Origin of the sequence: Sedimentitalea todarodis (assembly GCF_032595355.1) — a bacterium.
In the GTDB taxonomy this organism is placed as follows: Bacteria; Pseudomonadota; Alphaproteobacteria; order Rhodobacterales; family Rhodobacteraceae; genus Sedimentitalea; species Sedimentitalea todarodis.
In genome coordinates, this window is sequence record NZ_JASMWN010000007.1 from 88,627 (window position 1) to 105,869 (window position 17,243).

The window sequence follows — 17,243 nt, forward strand, 5'->3', positions numbered from 1 at the left end:
AAAGAAGTTCACAAGCCGGAATAATCATAAAAGGGATGGAGAAGATGTTGGGAAGAAACACAATGCTGGCGGCAGCGCTGGCGCTCGTTGCCGCGCCTGTCGCGGCGCAACAGGGTGACGTGGTTCCGGAGGTTCACTTTCTGAGCTGGCCAGCTGCAACCTATTCGCACTTTGCCGAAACCGGAAACTACATCGCCGAGGAATGGGAAAAGCTTGGTCTGATCGTGAACATGGATCAGCAGGCGTTTCCCAATCCCATGCTGAAAATGTGGTTCACCGACCACGAATTTGATGTCGTATTGTCAAGCTTGTCCGGCGCGCCCTATCGGCTTGAGCCGGATTTCTTTACCAATGCCCAATTCAATTCTGCCAATGCGTCGCCCGGTGGCTGGAACGTCGGCGAATATTCCAATCCGGAATTTGACAAGCTTGGCGCCGAGCAACTGGGCATGTTCGACAACGAAGAGCGTCGCAAAGTCATTTATGAATTGCAGCGCATGATCGTCGAGGATCAGCCCGAAGCGGTGCTGTCATCGTTGATACAGGTTTTCGCCATCAACAAGAACAACATGGAATTCGACGGATACCAGGAAGATCCGCAGGGTGTGCGCGCCAACGCCAATCAGGTCCGGATGAAATCCAAGCGCGAGCAGAACCTGATCAGGATTGGCTGGACGCTGGAATACAGCGTGCTGAACCCGCTCGCCGCGCGCACAATCGAGGAAACCGAGGTTGCGGCTCTGCTCTATGACCGCCTGCTGTGGATCGGTTCGGACGGATCGCTCAAATTGCGCCTTGCCGAAGAAATACAATCTGTCACCGAAACCGAACTTCTGATCAAGATCCGTTCGGGCCACACGTTTTCTGATGGCGAACCCGTCACCGCCGATGATGTCAAATTTTCGTTCGACTACATGAAGCAATGGGAAGCGCCCTATTTCGTCCAGCATCTGGCGTATGTTGAAAACGTCGAAGTTGTCGATCCCTTGACCGTACGCATTACGCTGACAGAGCCCTATGCGCCCTTTGTCATGAACACGTTGGGGCAGATGTACGTCCTCCCGCAGCATGTGTGGGGCACGTTGGTTGACGATCTGGGCATTGAAACGCCGCAGCAATTTGCCAACGACAACCCCATCGGCAGCGGTCCTTACACGGTGAAGTACCGCCGCGAAGGCAGCGAGCTCTACCTGGAGCGCCGGGCCGACCATTTTGAACCAGCGCTGGCGGATCTGCTGTATATTGTGTTCGGTTCCGCGGAAATCGTCGCGCAGTCGCTCAAGACCGGCTCGATCGACGTGTCTTTCCAACCCGTTCCACCTGCCGGAATCGAGGAGTTCCGCGCTCATCCGGACCTTGAGATCATCACCGCTCAATCCAACGGCAACATGTCCCTGCGCTACAAGACGACCGGCCCGGTCTTTGCCAACGCAGATTTGCGGCGCGCGCTCTATCATGCGATTCCCTATGAAAGGATCATTGAAGAGATCCTTGCCGGAAACGCGGTCCTGACGGCGACACCGATCACGCCGGTCAATGCCTACTGGCACAATGCGGACCTGCCAAAGCCCGCCTTCAATCCGGAAAAAGCGCGCGAGATGCTGGAGCAGGCGGGCTTTACCTGGGACGACGACGGCCGCCTGCATTTCCCGGCGGAGTAAGCCTGGATTCAGGTCAGCAGCAGGAACGGAGCTCGCGGCGAATGCTCAAAGCGCACAATCTCGTAAAGCATTATCCGGTCGTGACCGGGCTCCGTTCCATCTTTTCTGCCAATCGCGGCGATCTGGTTCATGCCGTTGATGGTATCGATCTGGAGGTCCAGGCCGGAGAGGTCCTGGGCATCGCAGGGGAAAGCGGTTGTGGAAAGTCTACGACCGGCAAACTGCTGGTTGGGCTGGAGAGCCCGACCGCCGGCACCATGACGCTTGATGGCAAGGACCTGACACGGCTTCACAAGGAAGACCGCAAGGCATTCTACCGGAATGTCCAGATGGTGTTTCAGGACCCTTACGGTTCTATCAATCCGAGTCTCGACGTATTCTCCGTCATTTCCCGCCCGCTGGTCTATCAGGGTGTACGCTCGCCCGATGAACTGCGCCAAAAGGTGCTTGCTGCGATGGCGCTCGTCGGGCTGTGGCCTGCCGAAGTCTACCTGGGAAAACACCCGCACCTCTTGAGTGGCGGTCAGCGCCAGCGTCTGTGCATCGCGCGGGCGATCATACTTGAACCGGGCTTTCTGGTCGCGGATGAGCCGATTTCCATGCTCGACGTTTCGATCAAATGGGACATCATACGCCTGTTGCGCGGACTCGTCGCCGACCGCAGCCTGGCCATGGTATACATTACCCATGACCTCGCCAGTGTGCCGACAATCTGCCACAGGCTTGCGATCATGTATCTGGGCCGGATCGTGGAAATCGGGCCAACGGAAACTCTGTTGCATTCCCCCGCGCACCCTTACACGCATGCGCTGGTCTCGGCGATCCCATCGGCCGACCCGCAACGAAAGCGATCCGCGGTGCAGATCAAGGGTGGCGTACATGATGCGGTGCATCTGCCCAAAGGTTGCCGCTTTGCCGACCGCTGTCCCATCGCGGGCCAGATCTGCCGGGACGTAGACCCCCAATTGACCGCTCGCGGAGATCATTCGGTCGCCTGCCACAAGCCGGACGAGATATCAGACGTCCGGGCAGATACCGAAAGCGCGGAAGCCATCCTATGAAAGAGTACATCTTTCGCCGAACGTTGCACATGATCATCACGCTCTTCGCGATGGTCACCATAATGTTCTTTCTGTTCCGACTGTTGCCGGGCGACCCGACGATGACCGTCATCAGCTCAGCCATGTACCCAAAGGCGCAGGAAGCGATGCGCGTGCAATTCGGTCTGGATAAGCCGCTCCTGCATCAATACATGATCTACCTGAAAAATCTCGCAACGTTCGATTTCGGCTTTTCCTTTCACAGTTCGCGCAGCGTGTCCGAATTGTTGGGCGGGCGGATCGTCAACACGCTGGTTCTGGTGCTGCCCTCGATGATCCTTGCATATGGGTTGGGTGCATTGTTCGGAGCTCTGATGGGCTGGTATCGCGGTAGCGCGTTCGAAGCGGTTCTGGTCCTTTTGGCGACGCTGTTGCAGGCGGCGCCGGTGTTCTGGATCGGTATGATGGCCATTCTCGTGTTCTCGCTCAATCTTGGCTGGTTCCCGACGGGGCATCTGGTGACGCCGGGCATGTTCATCGACCAGGATCTGCGCATGTATCTGTCCGCCGATTTCCTGCACCATCTTGCCCTGCCATTTATTGTGCATACGGCTTATCAGATCTGTTTCCCGTTGTTACTCATGCGCTCCAGTATGCTCAGCACCGTGGGAGAGGATTTCATCGAATTCGCGCGGATCAAGGGTTTGCGGGAACGTCGCATCCTGTTTCGCCATGCGGCGAGAAACTCGCTGTTGCCTGTGGCCACGACCATTCCGATGATCCTTGGCTGGGCGCTGGCCGGTTCCGTCGTTATCGAAACCGTATTCTCGTGGCCGGGACTGGGGCTGATGATGATCGAAGGCGTGCAACGCTCCGACTTTCCGGTGGTGCAGGCGGCGTTTTTCCTGATTGCTGTCCTAACCATCCTCGGCACGTTTGCTGCCGACCTGCTCTATGGCGTTCTCGATCCGAGGATCGTCTATGATTGACTTGTCAACATCTGAAGGGCCTGTGCCGCAATGAAGTGGCTCATGCACTTTGTTCGGGCTGTCCACGAATCCCGCGCCGGACGTATCAGTTTCTATATTGTCGTGGCCTGTATCGTGCTGGCCTTTATCGGTCCCTGGATCGCCCCTTACGGCCCGTTCGAACGTGTATATGATCCGGTCACGGAAAGGCTGATCCGTCTCAGCCCCCCGACGCGGGACCACTGGCTGGGAACGACCACCCTGGGTCGGGATATTTTCAGTCAACTGCTCTGGGGGTTCCGGTCTGCGATTGTCGTCGGCTTTGCCACGGCCTTTGGCGTCGTTGCGATCGGCGTGAATGTCGGCCTGATATCGGGCTATATGGGCGGGCGTGTGGACACCGTGATGATGCGCCTTACCGACATCTTTCTCGGCTTGCCCTTCCTTCCGTTTATCATCGTGATTCTGGCGATCACCGGACGCAGCACCACCACGATTATCATTGCGATGACCCTGATCATGTGGCGATCCGCGGCGCGCGTCGTGCGCGCGCAGGTGCTGTCGATCAAGCAACAGTCCTTTGTCGCCGCCGCCCGCACAACGGGCGGGGGTGATCTGAGTATCATCTACCGCGAAATCGCCCCCAACATCATGCCCATCGCACTGGTCAACGTTGCGTTCTCCCTCGCGTGGGCAATCATCACCGAGGCCAGCATCGGGTTTCTGGGCTATGGGGACGCCAAGGCGATCAGTTGGGGCACGATCATCCACGACGCCTATGCTTCCCAGATGATGTATCAGGCGCCCTGGTGGGTGGTGCCGCCCGGCATTGCCATCATGGTGCTGGTCTCAGCCGTCTATTTTCTCGGTCGTGCGTATGAGCACGTCGTCAATCCGCGATTGGCAGGACAATGACAGGCAATCAGAATAATCGGGACGCAGACGAGGCGGATGATTCTGCTCTGGTCGACATCACGGACCTCTCCATCAGATTTCGCACCAAGCGTGGTATGGCGAATGCGCTGGAGTCCGTTTCTCTTGCCGTTCCGCGCAAGGCCAGCATGGGTTTGGTCGGTGAATCTGGCTGCGGCAAGAGCACCCTGATGAAGGCGGTTATCGGTGTTCTGAGCGAAAATGCCGAAGTGACGAGTGGATCGGTGATGTACAATGGTACCGACCTCATGCGGGCCGATGCGGAAGCGTTGCGGTCGATCCGCTGGTCCGAGATATCGATGATCACGCAGAGCGCACTGAACTCCTTGAACCCGGTGATGACAGTGGGCGATCAAATTATCGAGGCGATTCAGGCCCATCGCCACATGTCCAAGGCTGACCTGAACAATCTGGTGGTCAAAATGCTGACTCTGGTGGGAGTCGACCCGCGCCGGATGCATGATTATCCGCATCAGTTTTCAGGTGGGATGCGTCAACGGGCTATCATCGCCATGTCGCTGGTGCTGAACCCTGAACTGGTCCTGGCGGATGAACCGACCACATCGCTGGACATGATCGTACAGGATCAGATTTTCCGCAGCATCAGGGATCTACAAGTGCAACTTGGCTTTTCGATGCTGCTTGTCACGCACGACCTTGCGGTGGTGATCGAGAATTGCAGCCGCATTGCGGTCATGTACGCGGGCCAGATCGTCGAGGAAGGCAGCGTGGCCAGTGTCGTCGGCGCCCCGTTTCACCCCTATACGCTTGGCCTGAAGAATTCACTGCCCAGCATCGAGAGGATGCATGAGCCGATCGCCATTCCCGGTGCGCCGCCCGATCCGATCGCGATGCCGCCCGGATGCCGATTTGCCCCACGCTGTCCGTTTGCAATCCCGCGCTGCCGAGAGCAGCGGCCCAACCTTGAACAGATGGGGGATGGTCACGCCTCGGCTTGTCACCGAAACGCCGATATGCCCGGCCTGCGGATGGAAGCCGCAGAGTTTTCCACATGGGCGCGCGCGTCCGAAACAAATCACGCGTCACAGGAGAGCATCTCATGAAACACTATTTTGCCTATGGCACCCTGCTCAGCACCAAGGCAATGCAGGATTTCGCCCCCTCGGCGCAACCGGTCGGGGTGATGCGGCTGGACGGCTTTGAACTGGGCTTTGCCGAAACCAAGAAACCGGGAACCGGCGGATGTTGGTTGCAGCCAACACCCGGCGGCACCGTCTACGGCGTCCAGTTCGAGGTCAGTGACGAAGACCTGGCCCGGATGGACGCGGCCAGCGGTGTGCCCGAAGGGCTGTGGGTGCATTGTCCGATCACAGTGCGGGACGAACACGACAACTCTGTTGAAACCATGACCTATACCATCCCCGGGTCTCCGGGCCCATTTCGGCCGAGCAAGGACTATGTCGGAAAGATCAAACTAGGTCTTGCGACCGTCAAGCTGCCGGCGGACTATGTAACGCGGGTGGACAGCAGGCTTGACGCCATCGTGTAGGAGCCCTCTTCCAATGCCGGATCCGACGACGCGGCGAACACTGCAACAAACCGCCCACCATCAGCGGCGCCATCAGCAGGTTCACCCCCATCGAGAACACCCTGACGTGCCAGCATCACAACTGTTGGCTCGCGTCTTGCACCAATTCTCTTATCTTCATCCGTTGGATCTTGCCCGAAGGGCCCTTTGGCAGCTCTTCCAGGAAGTAGATCTGATCCGGGCATTTGAACTTTCCAAGCCGCTCTTCACAAATTCTCAGCAGTTCAAGCGTTGATAGATCCGAGCCTTCGCGGACTTTCACAGCGGCTTCGACACGCTCGCCGTAGCTTGGGCAGGGGCAGGAAAACGCAGCCGCTTCTATGATATCGGGATGCGAGTAGAGCGCTTCGTCAATTTCGCGAGGCGCGATGTTTTCTCCGCCCTTGATAATCAGTTCCTTCAGGCGCCCGGTGACAAAGAAATACCCATCCTTGTCCTGGCGCCCGAGATCGCCGGTGCGCAGCCAGCCATCCGAAGTGAACGTGTCGCGCGTGGCATCCGGGTTCTTGAGGTATTCCAGCATGATGTTGGCACCGCGAATTGCAATTTCGCCCTCCTGGCCAGCCGGCAGCTGATCGAATTCCGGCGATAGAATGCAGGCTTCATTGCCATATGCGATGCCGGATGACCCGATCTTGCGCCTGCCGGGCGGCAAGGGGTTCGACAGGATCTGTGCCGCAGTTTCGGTCAGTCCCATGGTTTCGATGATCGGCACACCAAAGCGGGTTTCAAAGGCTGATTGCACGTCCGGCGACAATGCGGACGACGCTGAACGTCCAAACCGCAGCCGGTCTTTCGTCGCCTCATCCGGCTCCGATGGTGCCGCCAACAGATGGGAGATGATCGTCGGCACCACGGAAAACCAGGTTGCCTTGCAGTCACCGAGGTTGCTCCAGAAAGTGCGCGCGGAAAACCTGGCACTCATCGCCAACGATCCGCCCGACACCAGCGCACCCATCACCGTGACGCACAGGCCGTTGATGTGGAAAATTGGCAGAACACATAACCCACGGTCCCCCGGCGTAAGCGCATGTGCGACGGCAGTGGTCCAGCCGCCCGCGAGCAAGCTGGCTTGGGTGTGCACCACACCCTTGGGCCTCCCCGTGGTACCCGATGTATACATGAGCAGCGCGTGATCACCGGCCACGACCGAATGCAGTGCTGTGTCGGCGTTGCGGGCCTGGGCGTGCAGGCGCTCGATCCGACCGCCAGAGGCATCTGCAAACAGACTTAACTGCGTCTCATCAACAAAGGCAAAACGCGCATCGCTGTGCTCCAGCGCATAGGCAATTGCGTCCTTGCCCGCTGCCAGGTTGATCAACGTGGCGCGAAAGCCGCCGTAGAGCACGCCGAACAGACACTCGACCGCGTCATGCCCGTTGGGCATCATGATCGCCACGCTTTCGCCATGGCGAATGCCACGGGCCGTCAGCGCGCCTGCGATGCCTGCGGCGGTATCGCGCAATTCGGCCCATTCGATGCTGCCCTCGCCTTCGGTAAAGACAAAGGCCGTGCCACCATCCTCGGCCCGTTTGTCAATCCAGTCGCGTAGCGTACCCTGAGGTGGTGTGTCTGCGGAAAATGTCATTCTCCTGCGTCTTTCCAATAGCTCGCAAAAATGTCCTCAATCCTTGGCTCATTGGCCGGAATCTCGCGGATAATCTTGGTTGTCTGCATGAAGTGCCGCCAGTGCAGGTTGTCGTCTATTGAATTTCCGCCCCAGCTGCCGCAGCCCATGGAAAGCGAAAATGGCATACCGTTGTTGAATGCGCCGCCGGTCGCAAAGCAATGCGCCTGATTGACGATAACCCGACAGGTCGGGATCGCATGCCCCAACTGCAGGGCACGGCCTTCGTCAGAGCTGTGCAGACCAATCGAATGCCCTGCCCCCATATGATCCAGAATACGCGACGCAATGCCCTGGGCATCGTCGAAATCACGCGCCCGGTAGAGCGCCGCCACCCGGCTCAGTTTCTCGCCCGACAGAGGATGATCCGGGCCAATCCCATCCGTTTCAACGGCTAGAAAGCGGGTATCGTCCGGCACCTTGCCGGTCATGTCCAACGCCTCCAGCATCGGCGCGGCGTCCTGCGCGATCACCGCGCGATTCAGATGCCCATCCGGCCACAGCTTGGCAATAATCCCCTGCGCTTCCGAGGCAGGCACCAACGCACCACCTTCATTGGCCAAGGCCGCCACGAAACTGTCATAGACGGCATCAACGACAACGATTTCATTCTCGGATGAGCAGGACGTGGCATTGTCAAAGGTCTTGGAGGCCGCGATCTTGGCCGCTGCAGCCGCCAGATCGGCAGTTTCATCGACGATGACCGTAACGTTGCCTGCACCCACGGCCACCGCAGGCGTACCGCTGGAATAGGCGCGGCGGACGTTGTCCTGAGACCCGGTTACAACCAGCAAATCCGCCGATTCAAGCATGCGCTGTGTTTTGGCCTTCGATCCGGGAGCGGGTACCATCTGCACCAGATCGTGATCCAATCCGATCTTGTCAAACTCGGCATAGACGTATTCAAGCAGCAATTCGCAGGACGGGATGCCCTTGGGTGACGGTGACAGAACAATCGCATTGCCGCATTTGACAGCATTGATGATGTTGTTGGCCGGCGTCGCCGCCGGGTTGGTCGAGGGCACCACGGCCCCGATGACCCCGATCGGTCGCGCAATCTTGGTGATACCGGTCGCGGGATCATCGCTGATCACACCACAGGTCCTGACCGTGGCGATGTCGCGCATCAACCCCAGCGTCTTACGGTGGTTCTTTGTGATCTTGTCGGGCACGTTGCCCAGCCCTGTGGTTTTAACTGCAAGTTCCGCCAGTGCACGGTTGCGGGCGGGCTCCATTATGGCCCAGCCGACGGCTTGGGCCGCGCGGTCATAGCGTTCCTGCGTGGCACCCGCCTCATAAGCCTTTTGGGCGGAACGGGCGCGGGCCATAACCTGATCAACAATTGCAAGATCATCCTGGGCGTTCATCGGTAGTGTCCTGTTCGGTTACAAGAAAGGGCGCGGTCCGCCCTTTCTGTCGGTTCAATTGTGCGGCGAGATCAAAGACCTGCCAGCAGCGCTTTCAGCGTCTCTTCGCGCGCAGTCCACATCGCCTTGACTTCGTCACGGGTCATGATGTGCATCGGGGATCCGCCAGCCTGCATCTTGCCGACCACCTTGGTGCTCGCAAACATTTCCGGCACGACGGCGGCCAGCTTATCGATGACTTCGGGCGGCGTGCCCTTGGGCACCATGATGCCGCGGAAGTTCACCGATGTATCGTCTACGTCCAGCCCCTGCTCCAGCATCGTCGGCACATCCGGCAGAAAATCGGATCGTTCCAGATCGGCCACGCCGAGGATTTTCACGTTTCCGGCTTCACGCGCCCGAAAGGCATCGGACAGGTTGTTGACGCCACCCAGGACCTCACCGGCAATAACGGATTTCATCGCCGCAGCCCCGCCACCCTTGGTAGGGATATAGGCCATTTTCACGCCGGCTGCCTTTTCGATCTGCAAGGCCGCAATGTGATGCCCCACAAACAGGCCCGCGCCGGAGAATGTCAGCTTGCCGGGGTTCTCCTTGGCATAAGCCACGACATCCGCCATCGAGTTCATCGGGCTGTCAGCGGCCACGATAAACACTGCCGGGTCCGCGCCCCAGTTGGCGATTGGTTCAAAGCTGTCGGCAGAGTATTCCACGCCGCCTTTGATCGACTGGGCGATAAAATGTGGGATGTTGTAAGCCGCCAGAGTGTAGCCGTCGGCTTCGGCCTGCGTTGCAAACCAGTTCCAACCGACGCGTCCTCCGGCGCCGGGCTTGTTGATGATTGCGATGGGCATGCCGAGCGCATCTTCGTTGCCCGCCGTCATCGTCACGATACGGGCCTGAAAATCAGTGGCCCCACCCGCGCCGTAGCTGACCATCATCATCACCGGGCGATCCGGATAATCCTGCGCTTGCGCGTTACCCACTAACGCCATCGCGGCCAATGCGGCCCCTGCGACTATACTCTTCATAGTTGTTTCCTCCCGTGGAACTTTGTTTGTTGTTGGATTTAGAACAGTATTTCGTGCGGCGTGTAGACCTTCAGAAGCAAGGCAAAGACGCCGTACATCACGGTCACAAAACAGGCGGTGATGATCGCCCGCTTGATCCAGCTTTTTGCCTGATTGTGCGGTGCCGGATCATAAAGCGACAGCAGGATGAAGAACCCGATCGCCGTGGCCGTGTAGAAGCCCAGACCTTTTGCCGCCCAGAAGATGTAGATCAACGAGACAGCCAGCCCCGGCGCCAGGTTGATGGCCATTGTTCGTGTCACACCGCTGCCGATCTTGGACCAGCCCAGCAACGCTTTGACAAACGTCCAGCCCGCCAGCACGACAAACGCGGTTGAGATCAGCCTTGGAAACAGGAACGCTTCGCTTGGTTGCTGAGTGTAGCTGACCCAAGCAATCCAGCAGCCAACGGCAAACACGATGCCTGACGGAATGATATGCTGTGTGCGGCTCATACCAGCGTCTCCTCATTCGGGGTATTGGTGATCCGGTGCTGGCGCAATTCCATCACGACCGAATAGATGATCGACGCAATGACCCCCGCGATCAGGATGATGTTCAACGCACCGCCAACGAAATAGCTGCCCATACCGCCCGTGGCATTGGCGATCATGCTGCCCTGGATAAAGTTTGCCTCTGCAATAGGCCCAAGGATCAGACCCAGGACAAGCGGCGCCGCGGAAAAGCCGAACCGTTCAAGAAAGAACATCATCACGCCCAGGCTGGCCATCACGTAGACATCCCCCATCGAGCTTTGGACCGAGTACGCCCCAAAGACCGACAGACCCAGCACTACTGCCGCCATCACCGATTGCGGCACCATCGCCACCTTGGCCGCGAGTCCGGCCACATAGAGACCAAAAATGCACATCAACACCTGCCCGATCAGCATCGAGTTGATAAAGGTCCAGGCCACATCGGGGTGATTGTCGAACAGGTCCGATCCAGGAAATATCCCGTGGATCAGCAACCCGCCCAGCAAGACCGCCGCGGTCGGGCTGCCGGGGATCGAAAGCGTCAGAAGCGGCACGAGGCTCGGTCCGACCATGGCATTGTTGGCCGACTCGGCCGCGATCACCCCCTCGGTATGACCGGTGCCGAACTTGTCACGCTCAGGTGAAAATTTCTTGGTCTGGTCATAGGCCACAAGCCCGGCAATTTGCCCACCGACTCCCGGGATCAGGCCGATAATCGAGCCAACAGCGGTGCCGATCGCCAAGGCGCGCTTGCGGCTCAACAACTCGCGCACGGCATCCATGATCGAGTGCTTTTTCACCGTGATCACTTCAACCCCGTCGCCCTGACGGCCCTTGGCAAACATCGTCAGAACTTGAGGGATGGCAAACAGGCCGATGAGCGCTGCAATGATGTTGATACCGCCGCCCAGGGAAGGGTGAAAGATAAATCGCTGCGCGCCCATGATATCGTCGAACCCAATGGTCGCCAACCACAGACCGATGCAACCCGACAGCAGCCCCTTGACCACCGACGCGCTATCCAGGGATCCGATGATCGTGACCCCGAGAATAGCCAGCCAGAACAGATGCGACGGCCCAAACGCCAATGCCCATTTTGCCAGGAGAGGTGTGAGGAAAATCAACAGCAATACACCAACGACGCCCCCGACTGCCGACGCAAGGAACGACAGTTGCAACGCTTTTGCGCCTTCGCCCTTCTTGGCCATGGTATGGCCATCCAGCGTGGTGGCAATATTTGCCGGGGCGCCGGGAATCTTCAGCAGAATCGCGCTTACAGCCCCCCCCGCCACAGTGGACGTGTAAGCCGCCCCCAGCAGGATCAGACCTTGCGTTGCCTCAAGGTGAAAGGTGAATGGGATCAGCAGCGCCACCGCCATGGTGGGACTGAGGCCCGGTGTTGCCCCCAGGATCAACCCGCCGATCGTACCGACCAGCAGCAAGGCAAAATTGACAGGCGTGAATACGTCACCGAAGTAAAAGATGAATTCCAACGCGCAACCCCTTCAGGAAAGCCCGACAGTTACCTGCCGATTGACAATTTAGGGTAAGACATGAAAATAGTAATGCAAATGTTTTCATAAGATTGATGATTATGGCATCTAAATGATTGATAAAAAAACCAGAAAAGCAGACATTATCGCTGTGGCAAAGGCCGCGCGTGTTTCGCCTTCCACCGTATCGCGCAGCTTCAATCACCCACAAATGGTCAATCCCGCGACTCGCAAAAAGATCACCCGGGCGGTTGAAAGGCTGGGTTACATCCGCAATCGAGCGGCGCAGACCATGCACGGACGGCGCAGCGGCACCATTGGCCTGATCGTGCCCACCATCAACCACACGATCTTTTCGCAAGTGATTCAGTCCTTCTCGGATGCGATCGACGCTGCGGGTTTCACACTGTTGATTACCTCACACGGTTATGACCTCGATCGTGAATACGCCATGCTGCGCAAATTGCTGGAACACCGGGTGGATGGCATTGCTCTGATCGGTTTTGAACATACCACGGCAAGCTTCAACATGATCGAACAGCAGGACATTCCGACCATTGCGATCTGGAACTACATGCAGGAGTCGACGATGTCCTGTGTTGGCGCTGACAATGTGCTGGCCGGGAGGCTCGCGGCCCAGCATCTGCTGTCGTTGGGCCATCGGAAAATCGGACTGGTTTTTCCATCTGTCTCAGGCAATGACCGCGCCGGGGACAGACAGTCAGGCGTTCTTGCGACCCTGGCTGAATCGGCCGTCACGGTGCCGGATTTCTGGCGCACGCAAACGCCATACAGCATCGCTCAGGCCAAGCAGGTCTGTATTGATCTGTTGGCGCTTGATCACCGTCCCACGGCACTCCTGTGCGGCAACGACGTCATCGCACAAGGTGCCGTGTTCGCGTCACAGCATATGGGTTTGAACGTGCCGGGTGACGTCTCGGTGATCGGCATTGGGGATTTCGTCGGCTCCGAAGACATGGAACCCGGCTTGACCACAATTCGTATCCCCGCCCAGAAAATCGGCAAAATCGCGGGCGATCAGTTAACCCAAGCGATCACCAGCGAAAACAATCAGGTCTTTCGCTACAGATGTGAATTGCAATGCGTGGTGCGCGGGACGACCGCTCGGCCCAACATGAATTGCTAGGGTGGGTATCATATGGCCGCTTCTACCGGTTCACACAGCAGATTTTCACCGCCACGAGTTGTGTCGCAAACTCTTGGGTTAAGGTTGGTCACCGTCAATGAAATGCGTGACCGCAGTTGATATACGATATGGCAACATGAACAGTTCCAAAGCCCGACGGCGCGCATCGACCCGAGACTGTTGAATTGTCGCTACCCACGGGACAGTCCCGCACAATCTGCAATTGCTACTTTGGAAACAGCAAAGTCACCTGGAACCGCGCGCCCCATCCGTCCGGGCCATCTTGGGGGCTCTTGGCCCAGTAGCGCGCGCCAAGGCTGAACTGCACCGGTTGCTTGCCGATCTTCACGACCTGGGCCACCGCGATGTTGATTGGCACCGACCACTCTTCCGTCTCCCAATTGTAGATACTTTCGGTGTTGATGGAAAAAGAAGTGGCCTTGGGCGTCGTGTAGGACAGGAAGGGCTGCAGGAAGGTCGCCGATAGCTTGCCATACTCGTCCTCGCCGCTGACCGACCAGAGATGGTTGCCGAGCGCGCCGATCGTCCAGGGACCCGACTGTTTCAGCGCCACGCCGGTAATGCCAAGCGCCCACTGGTCAGGCGCCAGATCGTCGCTGGCGGTCGGAAGTTGGATGACGGGTCCGACCCCCCAGACCAAGCCGCCCTTGGTCGGAGCCTTGGGTGAAAAGAAGAAACTCTGGGTGATGTTGCCGACGCCGGATTGCGAGCCCATTCCGGGAATCACCCCGTCCTGATCGATCAGCGGAATAATCGTACGCGAGATAACGTTCCAGTTTGGGCTGATCGAAATCGGAATGACCGGCTGGACATTGACGTAGCTTTGCTGCCCCTCGCCATCGGCCCCATAGCCGTTATTGTAGTTGTACTGAAATGGCACGCTGATCAGATCGGCCACCGGGTTGGACAGCTTCTTCGCCAGATCCGCGCCACCCCCTCCACTTTGAGCCGAAGCCAGGGACGCCGCGCAGAGAAGCCCGCAGACAAGGGCCGAGACTTTGAGCTGATTGAACAAGACGGGTATCCTTTTCTGGAATCAAGCCTTTAGGCACCACTCTACACAGAGTTTAGCACAGGCGACGATCAACGGGTAACGGCCTGGTGAGATACGCGTCAGCTGTGGCAACTCTGCCATTTTCGTGTCCACGGTCTGAGATGTCGCGCTGGCGCCCAGTGGGCAAATGGCCAAGGGCACAACAGTGAAACACAGCGCATGTATGGTATCAATGATCGGATACAATAGCCTTGTATTATCGCGGCGTGATCATCCTGCGCCCCTATCCAGCAGTATTGTCGCTCTACAGGCTGCGCGCTTCAACTCTGGAGGGGTGATGGCGTTGCGGACGGAACAAGAAAGGACGTCACGAGACGAGCAAATGCTCTTTGGCCACGCCATACCGGATGAAACACTCCGGCATTGCCCATACTATCGTTTGTAACGTCAGCCAACTTGGCCACCAGTCTGCCAGGCCACGACTGGACCTCGGCAACAGGAGCGGCGACAGAACGTTCAATATGGCGGTGAGTTGATCCAGACGATGCGGGCCACGTCTGTGCCGATGTTGCGGTAGCTGTGCGGCAGGGTGGACGAGAAATAGAATGAGGCACCCGCCCCAAGGAGGGATACCTTGCCGTCCACCGTCAATTCGATGAATCCATCGACAACGAAACCGACCTCCTCTCCCTGGTGGATCAACGCGCCGCTGGATCCGCCTCCGGGAGGGACAACATGGACATTGCCGTTCAACAAACGCCCCTTTGCCAGTGGGACAAGGCGTTGCAACACCGTGGGTTCTACATCGTCCTGACCACCTCCGACTTCTATCGTCGGACGCTCGCCATTCTGATAGACGACGACACCCATGTTTTCGGCTTCGCTGAACAGCGCCGCGACCGAGGCATTCAGCGATTCTGCGAGCCGCGCCAGCAGGTCGAGGCCGGGGGCCACCCTGCCCCGCTCTATCTTGGACAACATGCTTTCCGAGCATCCGACCCGGTCTGCCACTGCCTTGAGCGTCAGATTTTGCTTGCGTCGGGCATGGCGCAGCTTGTCCCCGACCGCGGCCCTCGTATCCCGCGTCGTGGTCTGACTCTCCGTCTGGTGACGTTCATTCATTGGGCAAGCATTCCTCAGCGCGATTTCTGATCAGCAATCTGCACTACCAGGATTGACTGATCAAGAAACTGTCATATGCTTCAAGTCAATTCAAGTTTTCGTTTCCATGATTACCACCCCGAAACTCAGGGAGAGTTAGAATGGCCATTACAAGAAGAATTTCTTTGCAAAAACACAAGCCTGCCCTTAGCCGCCGCGCGTTCCTCGCATCCGGTACGGCAATGGCCCTGCTGCCCGCGATGACTCTCCGGGCGCAGGCGCAGGACATGACACCCGTTGACGGCGGCGTCTTGAAACTTGCCTTTTCTGCCGATCCGGCGGGCATGGATCCCGCGCTTGGTCCGTCCGGCATGTCCCATGTCGTCATCGAACAAATCTATTCGACATTGATGTCGCTCGACCCCGATGCACAGCCCTACCCCGATCTTGCTGAAGGCTATGAGGTCAGCGACGACGGTATGCAATATACCTTCACTTTGCGTCAGGGTGTAAAGTTCCACAATGGCGACGATCTGACGGCAGAGGACGTGAAGTACACCTTTGACCGTCTGCGCGCGCCAGACTCGGGCTATGCCTACGATTCACAGGTGGCCACGATCCAAGAGGTCACCGCCATCGATCCCTATACCGTGCGTTTTGATCTGAGCGCCCCAACGGGGCCGTTCCTGACCTACATGGCGTTCCCCGGTTCTTCCATCGTGCCCAAGAACCTGCTCGAAGCCGGCCACGACCTGAACGCACAACCCGTAGGCAGCGGGCCGTTCAAGTTCGTTTCGTATCAGCCACGCTCGATGATCACGTTCGAAAAGAACGGGGATTTCTACGAAGAAGGCAAACCGCATTTTGACGGACTCGAAATGCACCTGATTGCGGATGTGACCGCGCTGACAAATGCGGTCCTGTCGGGCACCGTCAACTTCTCCAATGAGATTCCACCGAAAGACTGGCAAACCGTTTCATCCACGCCCGGCATAACAGGGCAGACGCTCGAAGGTTCGCGGTTCTATTGGCTGCTGCCGAACCATGACCGGTCGCCGATGGACAACCCTCTGGTGCGACAGGCCATCGCCCATGCGATTGATCGTTCGGCCATTGTCGCGGGAACGTTCTTTGGCCAGGCAACACCGATCCTAGGCGGTGTGATTCCCGAATGGAACTGGGCCTATGCAGACCTTGAATACTTTGCCCCGCGCGGTGACGTTGAAAAGGCCAAGGCGCTGCTGGCCGAAGCGGGTCACCCGGATGGCTTTGAAACCTCACTCACCATGGCGTCGTCCTTCCCCGCGATGGTTTCGATGGCTCCGATTATTCAGGCGAACCTTGCCGCCGTCGGCATCAAGGTTTCTATCGATACGATGGAAATTCCACGCTACTGGGATGAAGTCTGGGCCCCGAGCAAGTTTGACATGACCGCCATGTACTGGGTCAGCCCCCTGGCCGACCCAGACGATTTCGTCTACAACAACTATCACAGTGGAACGGCACTCAACGTGCAGAAAAGCGGCGATGCCTCGATGGATGAGATCCTGGTCAAGGCCAAGAGCGGCACCACCCGAGACGAACGCAAGGCAGATTACCTCAAGCAGCAAGAGATGTCTCTGGAGCAGATGCCTATCGTGCCGCTGGTCAATGCGTGGTTGCTGATCGCACATACCGACAAGCTCAAGAACTACAAGCCGATGCGAAGCGGGTTCCTGAAGACCATCAAGGATGCCTGGCTCGAAACCTGAGCGTGAATCGTCGGGGATGTTCACATGACCCGTGGCATCCCCGCA

15 protein-coding genes are annotated in these 17,243 nt (G+C 58.0%); 8 read left to right on the top strand and 7 right to left on the bottom strand.

Translation table 11 applies throughout. The features are described from left to right. Nucleotides 1–44 precede the first annotated feature (44 nt). The 6 genes from QO231_RS11055 to QO231_RS11080 are packed head-to-tail and all read left to right on the top strand — an operon-like array spanning nt 45 to nt 6,112. A complete protein-coding gene (locus tag QO231_RS11055; protein ID WP_316776063.1) occupies nt 45–1,661 on the top strand; it encodes an ABC transporter substrate-binding protein in 1,617 nt (538 codons plus the stop codon). A 41-nt stretch (nt 1,662–1,702) separates the two neighbouring features. Beyond that, a complete protein-coding gene (locus QO231_RS11060) occupies nt 1,703–2,722 on the top strand; it encodes an oligopeptide/dipeptide ABC transporter ATP-binding protein (RefSeq protein WP_316776066.1) in 1,020 nt (339 codons plus the stop codon). Continuing rightward, a complete protein-coding gene (locus QO231_RS11065) occupies nt 2,719–3,690 on the top strand; it encodes an ABC transporter permease (RefSeq protein WP_316776068.1) in 972 nt (323 codons plus the stop codon). The genes QO231_RS11060 and QO231_RS11065 overlap by 4 nt, the downstream gene beginning before the upstream one ends. Nucleotides 3,691–3,732: 42 nt before the next feature. Continuing rightward, nucleotides 3,733–4,584, top strand: coding sequence for an ABC transporter permease (locus tag QO231_RS11070; protein ID WP_316776070.1), 852 nt, complete (start codon nt 3,733–3,735; stop codon nt 4,582–4,584). Next, nucleotides 4,581–5,666 (top strand): ABC transporter ATP-binding protein, encoded by a 1,086-nt coding sequence (locus tag QO231_RS11075; RefSeq protein WP_316776072.1) that lies wholly within the window; start codon nt 4,581–4,583, stop codon nt 5,664–5,666. Before QO231_RS11070 ends, QO231_RS11075 begins: the two co-directional genes overlap by 4 nt. Beyond that, complete coding sequence (locus QO231_RS11080; RefSeq protein ID WP_316776074.1) at nt 5,663–6,112, top strand: gamma-glutamylcyclotransferase family protein; 450 nt, start codon at nt 5,663–5,665, stop codon at nt 6,110–6,112. Before QO231_RS11075 ends, QO231_RS11080 begins: the two co-directional genes overlap by 4 nt. A gap of 115 nt (nt 6,113–6,227) precedes the next feature. On the opposite strand, the gene QO231_RS11085 is transcribed toward QO231_RS11080, so the two are convergent. From QO231_RS11085 to QO231_RS11105, 5 genes are all read right to left on the bottom strand, one after another. After that, entirely contained in the window at nt 6,228–7,739 is a 1,512-nt protein-coding gene (locus QO231_RS11085; protein WP_316776076.1) for an AMP-binding protein, read from the bottom strand. Continuing rightward, the gene (gene sauS / locus QO231_RS11090; protein WP_316776078.1) at nt 7,736–9,145 is read right to left on the bottom strand and encodes an acylating sulfoacetaldehyde dehydrogenase; all 1,410 of its coding nucleotides are present in this window, start codon (nt 9,143–9,145) and stop codon (nt 7,736–7,738) included. The genes QO231_RS11085 and sauS overlap by 4 nt, the downstream gene beginning before the upstream one ends. A 71-nt stretch (nt 9,146–9,216) precedes the next feature. After that, entirely contained in the window at nt 9,217–10,176 is a 960-nt protein-coding gene (locus tag QO231_RS11095; protein ID WP_316776079.1) for a tripartite tricarboxylate transporter substrate binding protein, read from the bottom strand. 38 nt (nt 10,177–10,214) lie between these two features. Next, the gene (locus tag QO231_RS11100) at nt 10,215–10,670 is read right to left on the bottom strand and encodes a tripartite tricarboxylate transporter TctB family protein (protein ID WP_316776080.1); all 456 of its coding nucleotides are present in this window, start codon (nt 10,668–10,670) and stop codon (nt 10,215–10,217) included. Beyond that, entirely contained in the window at nt 10,667–12,184 is a 1,518-nt protein-coding gene (locus QO231_RS11105) for a tripartite tricarboxylate transporter permease (protein WP_316776082.1), read from the bottom strand. Before QO231_RS11105 ends, QO231_RS11100 begins: the two co-directional genes overlap by 4 nt. Nucleotides 12,185–12,296: 112 nt before the next feature. Between QO231_RS11105 and QO231_RS11110 the strand changes: the two genes are divergently transcribed. Beyond that, entirely contained in the window at nt 12,297–13,331 is a 1,035-nt protein-coding gene (locus tag QO231_RS11110; RefSeq protein ID WP_316776084.1) for a LacI family DNA-binding transcriptional regulator, read from the top strand. Between the two features lie 226 nt (nt 13,332–13,557). On the opposite strand, the gene QO231_RS11115 is transcribed toward QO231_RS11110, so the two are convergent. Beyond that, nucleotides 13,558–14,367 (bottom strand): transporter, encoded by an 810-nt coding sequence (locus QO231_RS11115; protein ID WP_316776086.1) that lies wholly within the window; start codon nt 14,365–14,367, stop codon nt 13,558–13,560. A gap of 495 nt (nt 14,368–14,862) precedes the next feature. Then, nucleotides 14,863–15,468, bottom strand: coding sequence for a helix-turn-helix domain-containing protein (locus QO231_RS11120; protein WP_316776089.1), 606 nt, complete (start codon nt 15,466–15,468; stop codon nt 14,863–14,865). A gap of 140 nt (nt 15,469–15,608) precedes the next feature. On the opposite strand from QO231_RS11120, the gene QO231_RS11125 reads away from it, so the two are divergent. Beyond that, nucleotides 15,609–17,198 carry an ABC transporter substrate-binding protein gene (locus tag QO231_RS11125; protein ID WP_316776090.1) on the top strand — a complete coding sequence of 530 codons (1,590 nt, stop codon included), beginning with the start codon at nt 15,609–15,611 and terminating at the stop codon, nt 17,196–17,198. The last annotated feature ends 45 nt before the right edge of the window (nt 17,199–17,243 follow it).

What these genes read in the sequence shown, in the direction of transcription:
- QO231_RS11055 (WP_316776063.1), top strand. Translation starts at nt 45, where the DNA reads ATGTTGGGAAGAAACACAATGCTGGCGGCAGCGCTGGCGCTCGTTGCC.
- QO231_RS11060 (WP_316776066.1), top strand. Translation starts at nt 1,703, where the DNA reads ATGCTCAAAGCGCACAATCTCGTAAAGCATTATCCGGTCGTGACCGGG.
- QO231_RS11065 (WP_316776068.1), top strand. Translation starts at nt 2,719, where the DNA reads ATGAAAGAGTACATCTTTCGCCGAACGTTGCACATGATCATCACGCTC.
- QO231_RS11070 (WP_316776070.1), top strand. Translation starts at nt 3,733, where the DNA reads ATGCACTTTGTTCGGGCTGTCCACGAATCCCGCGCCGGACGTATCAGT.
- QO231_RS11075 (WP_316776072.1), top strand. Translation starts at nt 4,581, where the DNA reads ATGACAGGCAATCAGAATAATCGGGACGCAGACGAGGCGGATGATTCT.
- QO231_RS11080 (WP_316776074.1), top strand. Translation starts at nt 5,663, where the DNA reads ATGAAACACTATTTTGCCTATGGCACCCTGCTCAGCACCAAGGCAATG.
- QO231_RS11085 (WP_316776076.1), bottom strand. Translation starts at nt 7,739, where the DNA reads ATGACATTTTCCGCAGACACACCACCTCAGGGTACGCTACGCGACTGG.
- sauS (WP_316776078.1), bottom strand. Translation starts at nt 9,145, where the DNA reads ATGAACGCCCAGGATGATCTTGCAATTGTTGATCAGGTTATGGCCCGC.
- QO231_RS11095 (WP_316776079.1), bottom strand. Translation starts at nt 10,176, where the DNA reads ATGAAGAGTATAGTCGCAGGGGCCGCATTGGCCGCGATGGCGTTAGTG.
- QO231_RS11100 (WP_316776080.1), bottom strand. Translation starts at nt 10,670, where the DNA reads ATGAGCCGCACACAGCATATCATTCCGTCAGGCATCGTGTTTGCCGTT.
- QO231_RS11110 (WP_316776084.1), top strand. Translation starts at nt 12,297, where the DNA reads ATGATTGATAAAAAAACCAGAAAAGCAGACATTATCGCTGTGGCAAAG.
- QO231_RS11120 (WP_316776089.1), bottom strand. Translation starts at nt 15,468, where the DNA reads ATGAATGAACGTCACCAGACGGAGAGTCAGACCACGACGCGGGATACG.
- QO231_RS11125 (WP_316776090.1), top strand. Translation starts at nt 15,609, where the DNA reads ATGGCCATTACAAGAAGAATTTCTTTGCAAAAACACAAGCCTGCCCTT.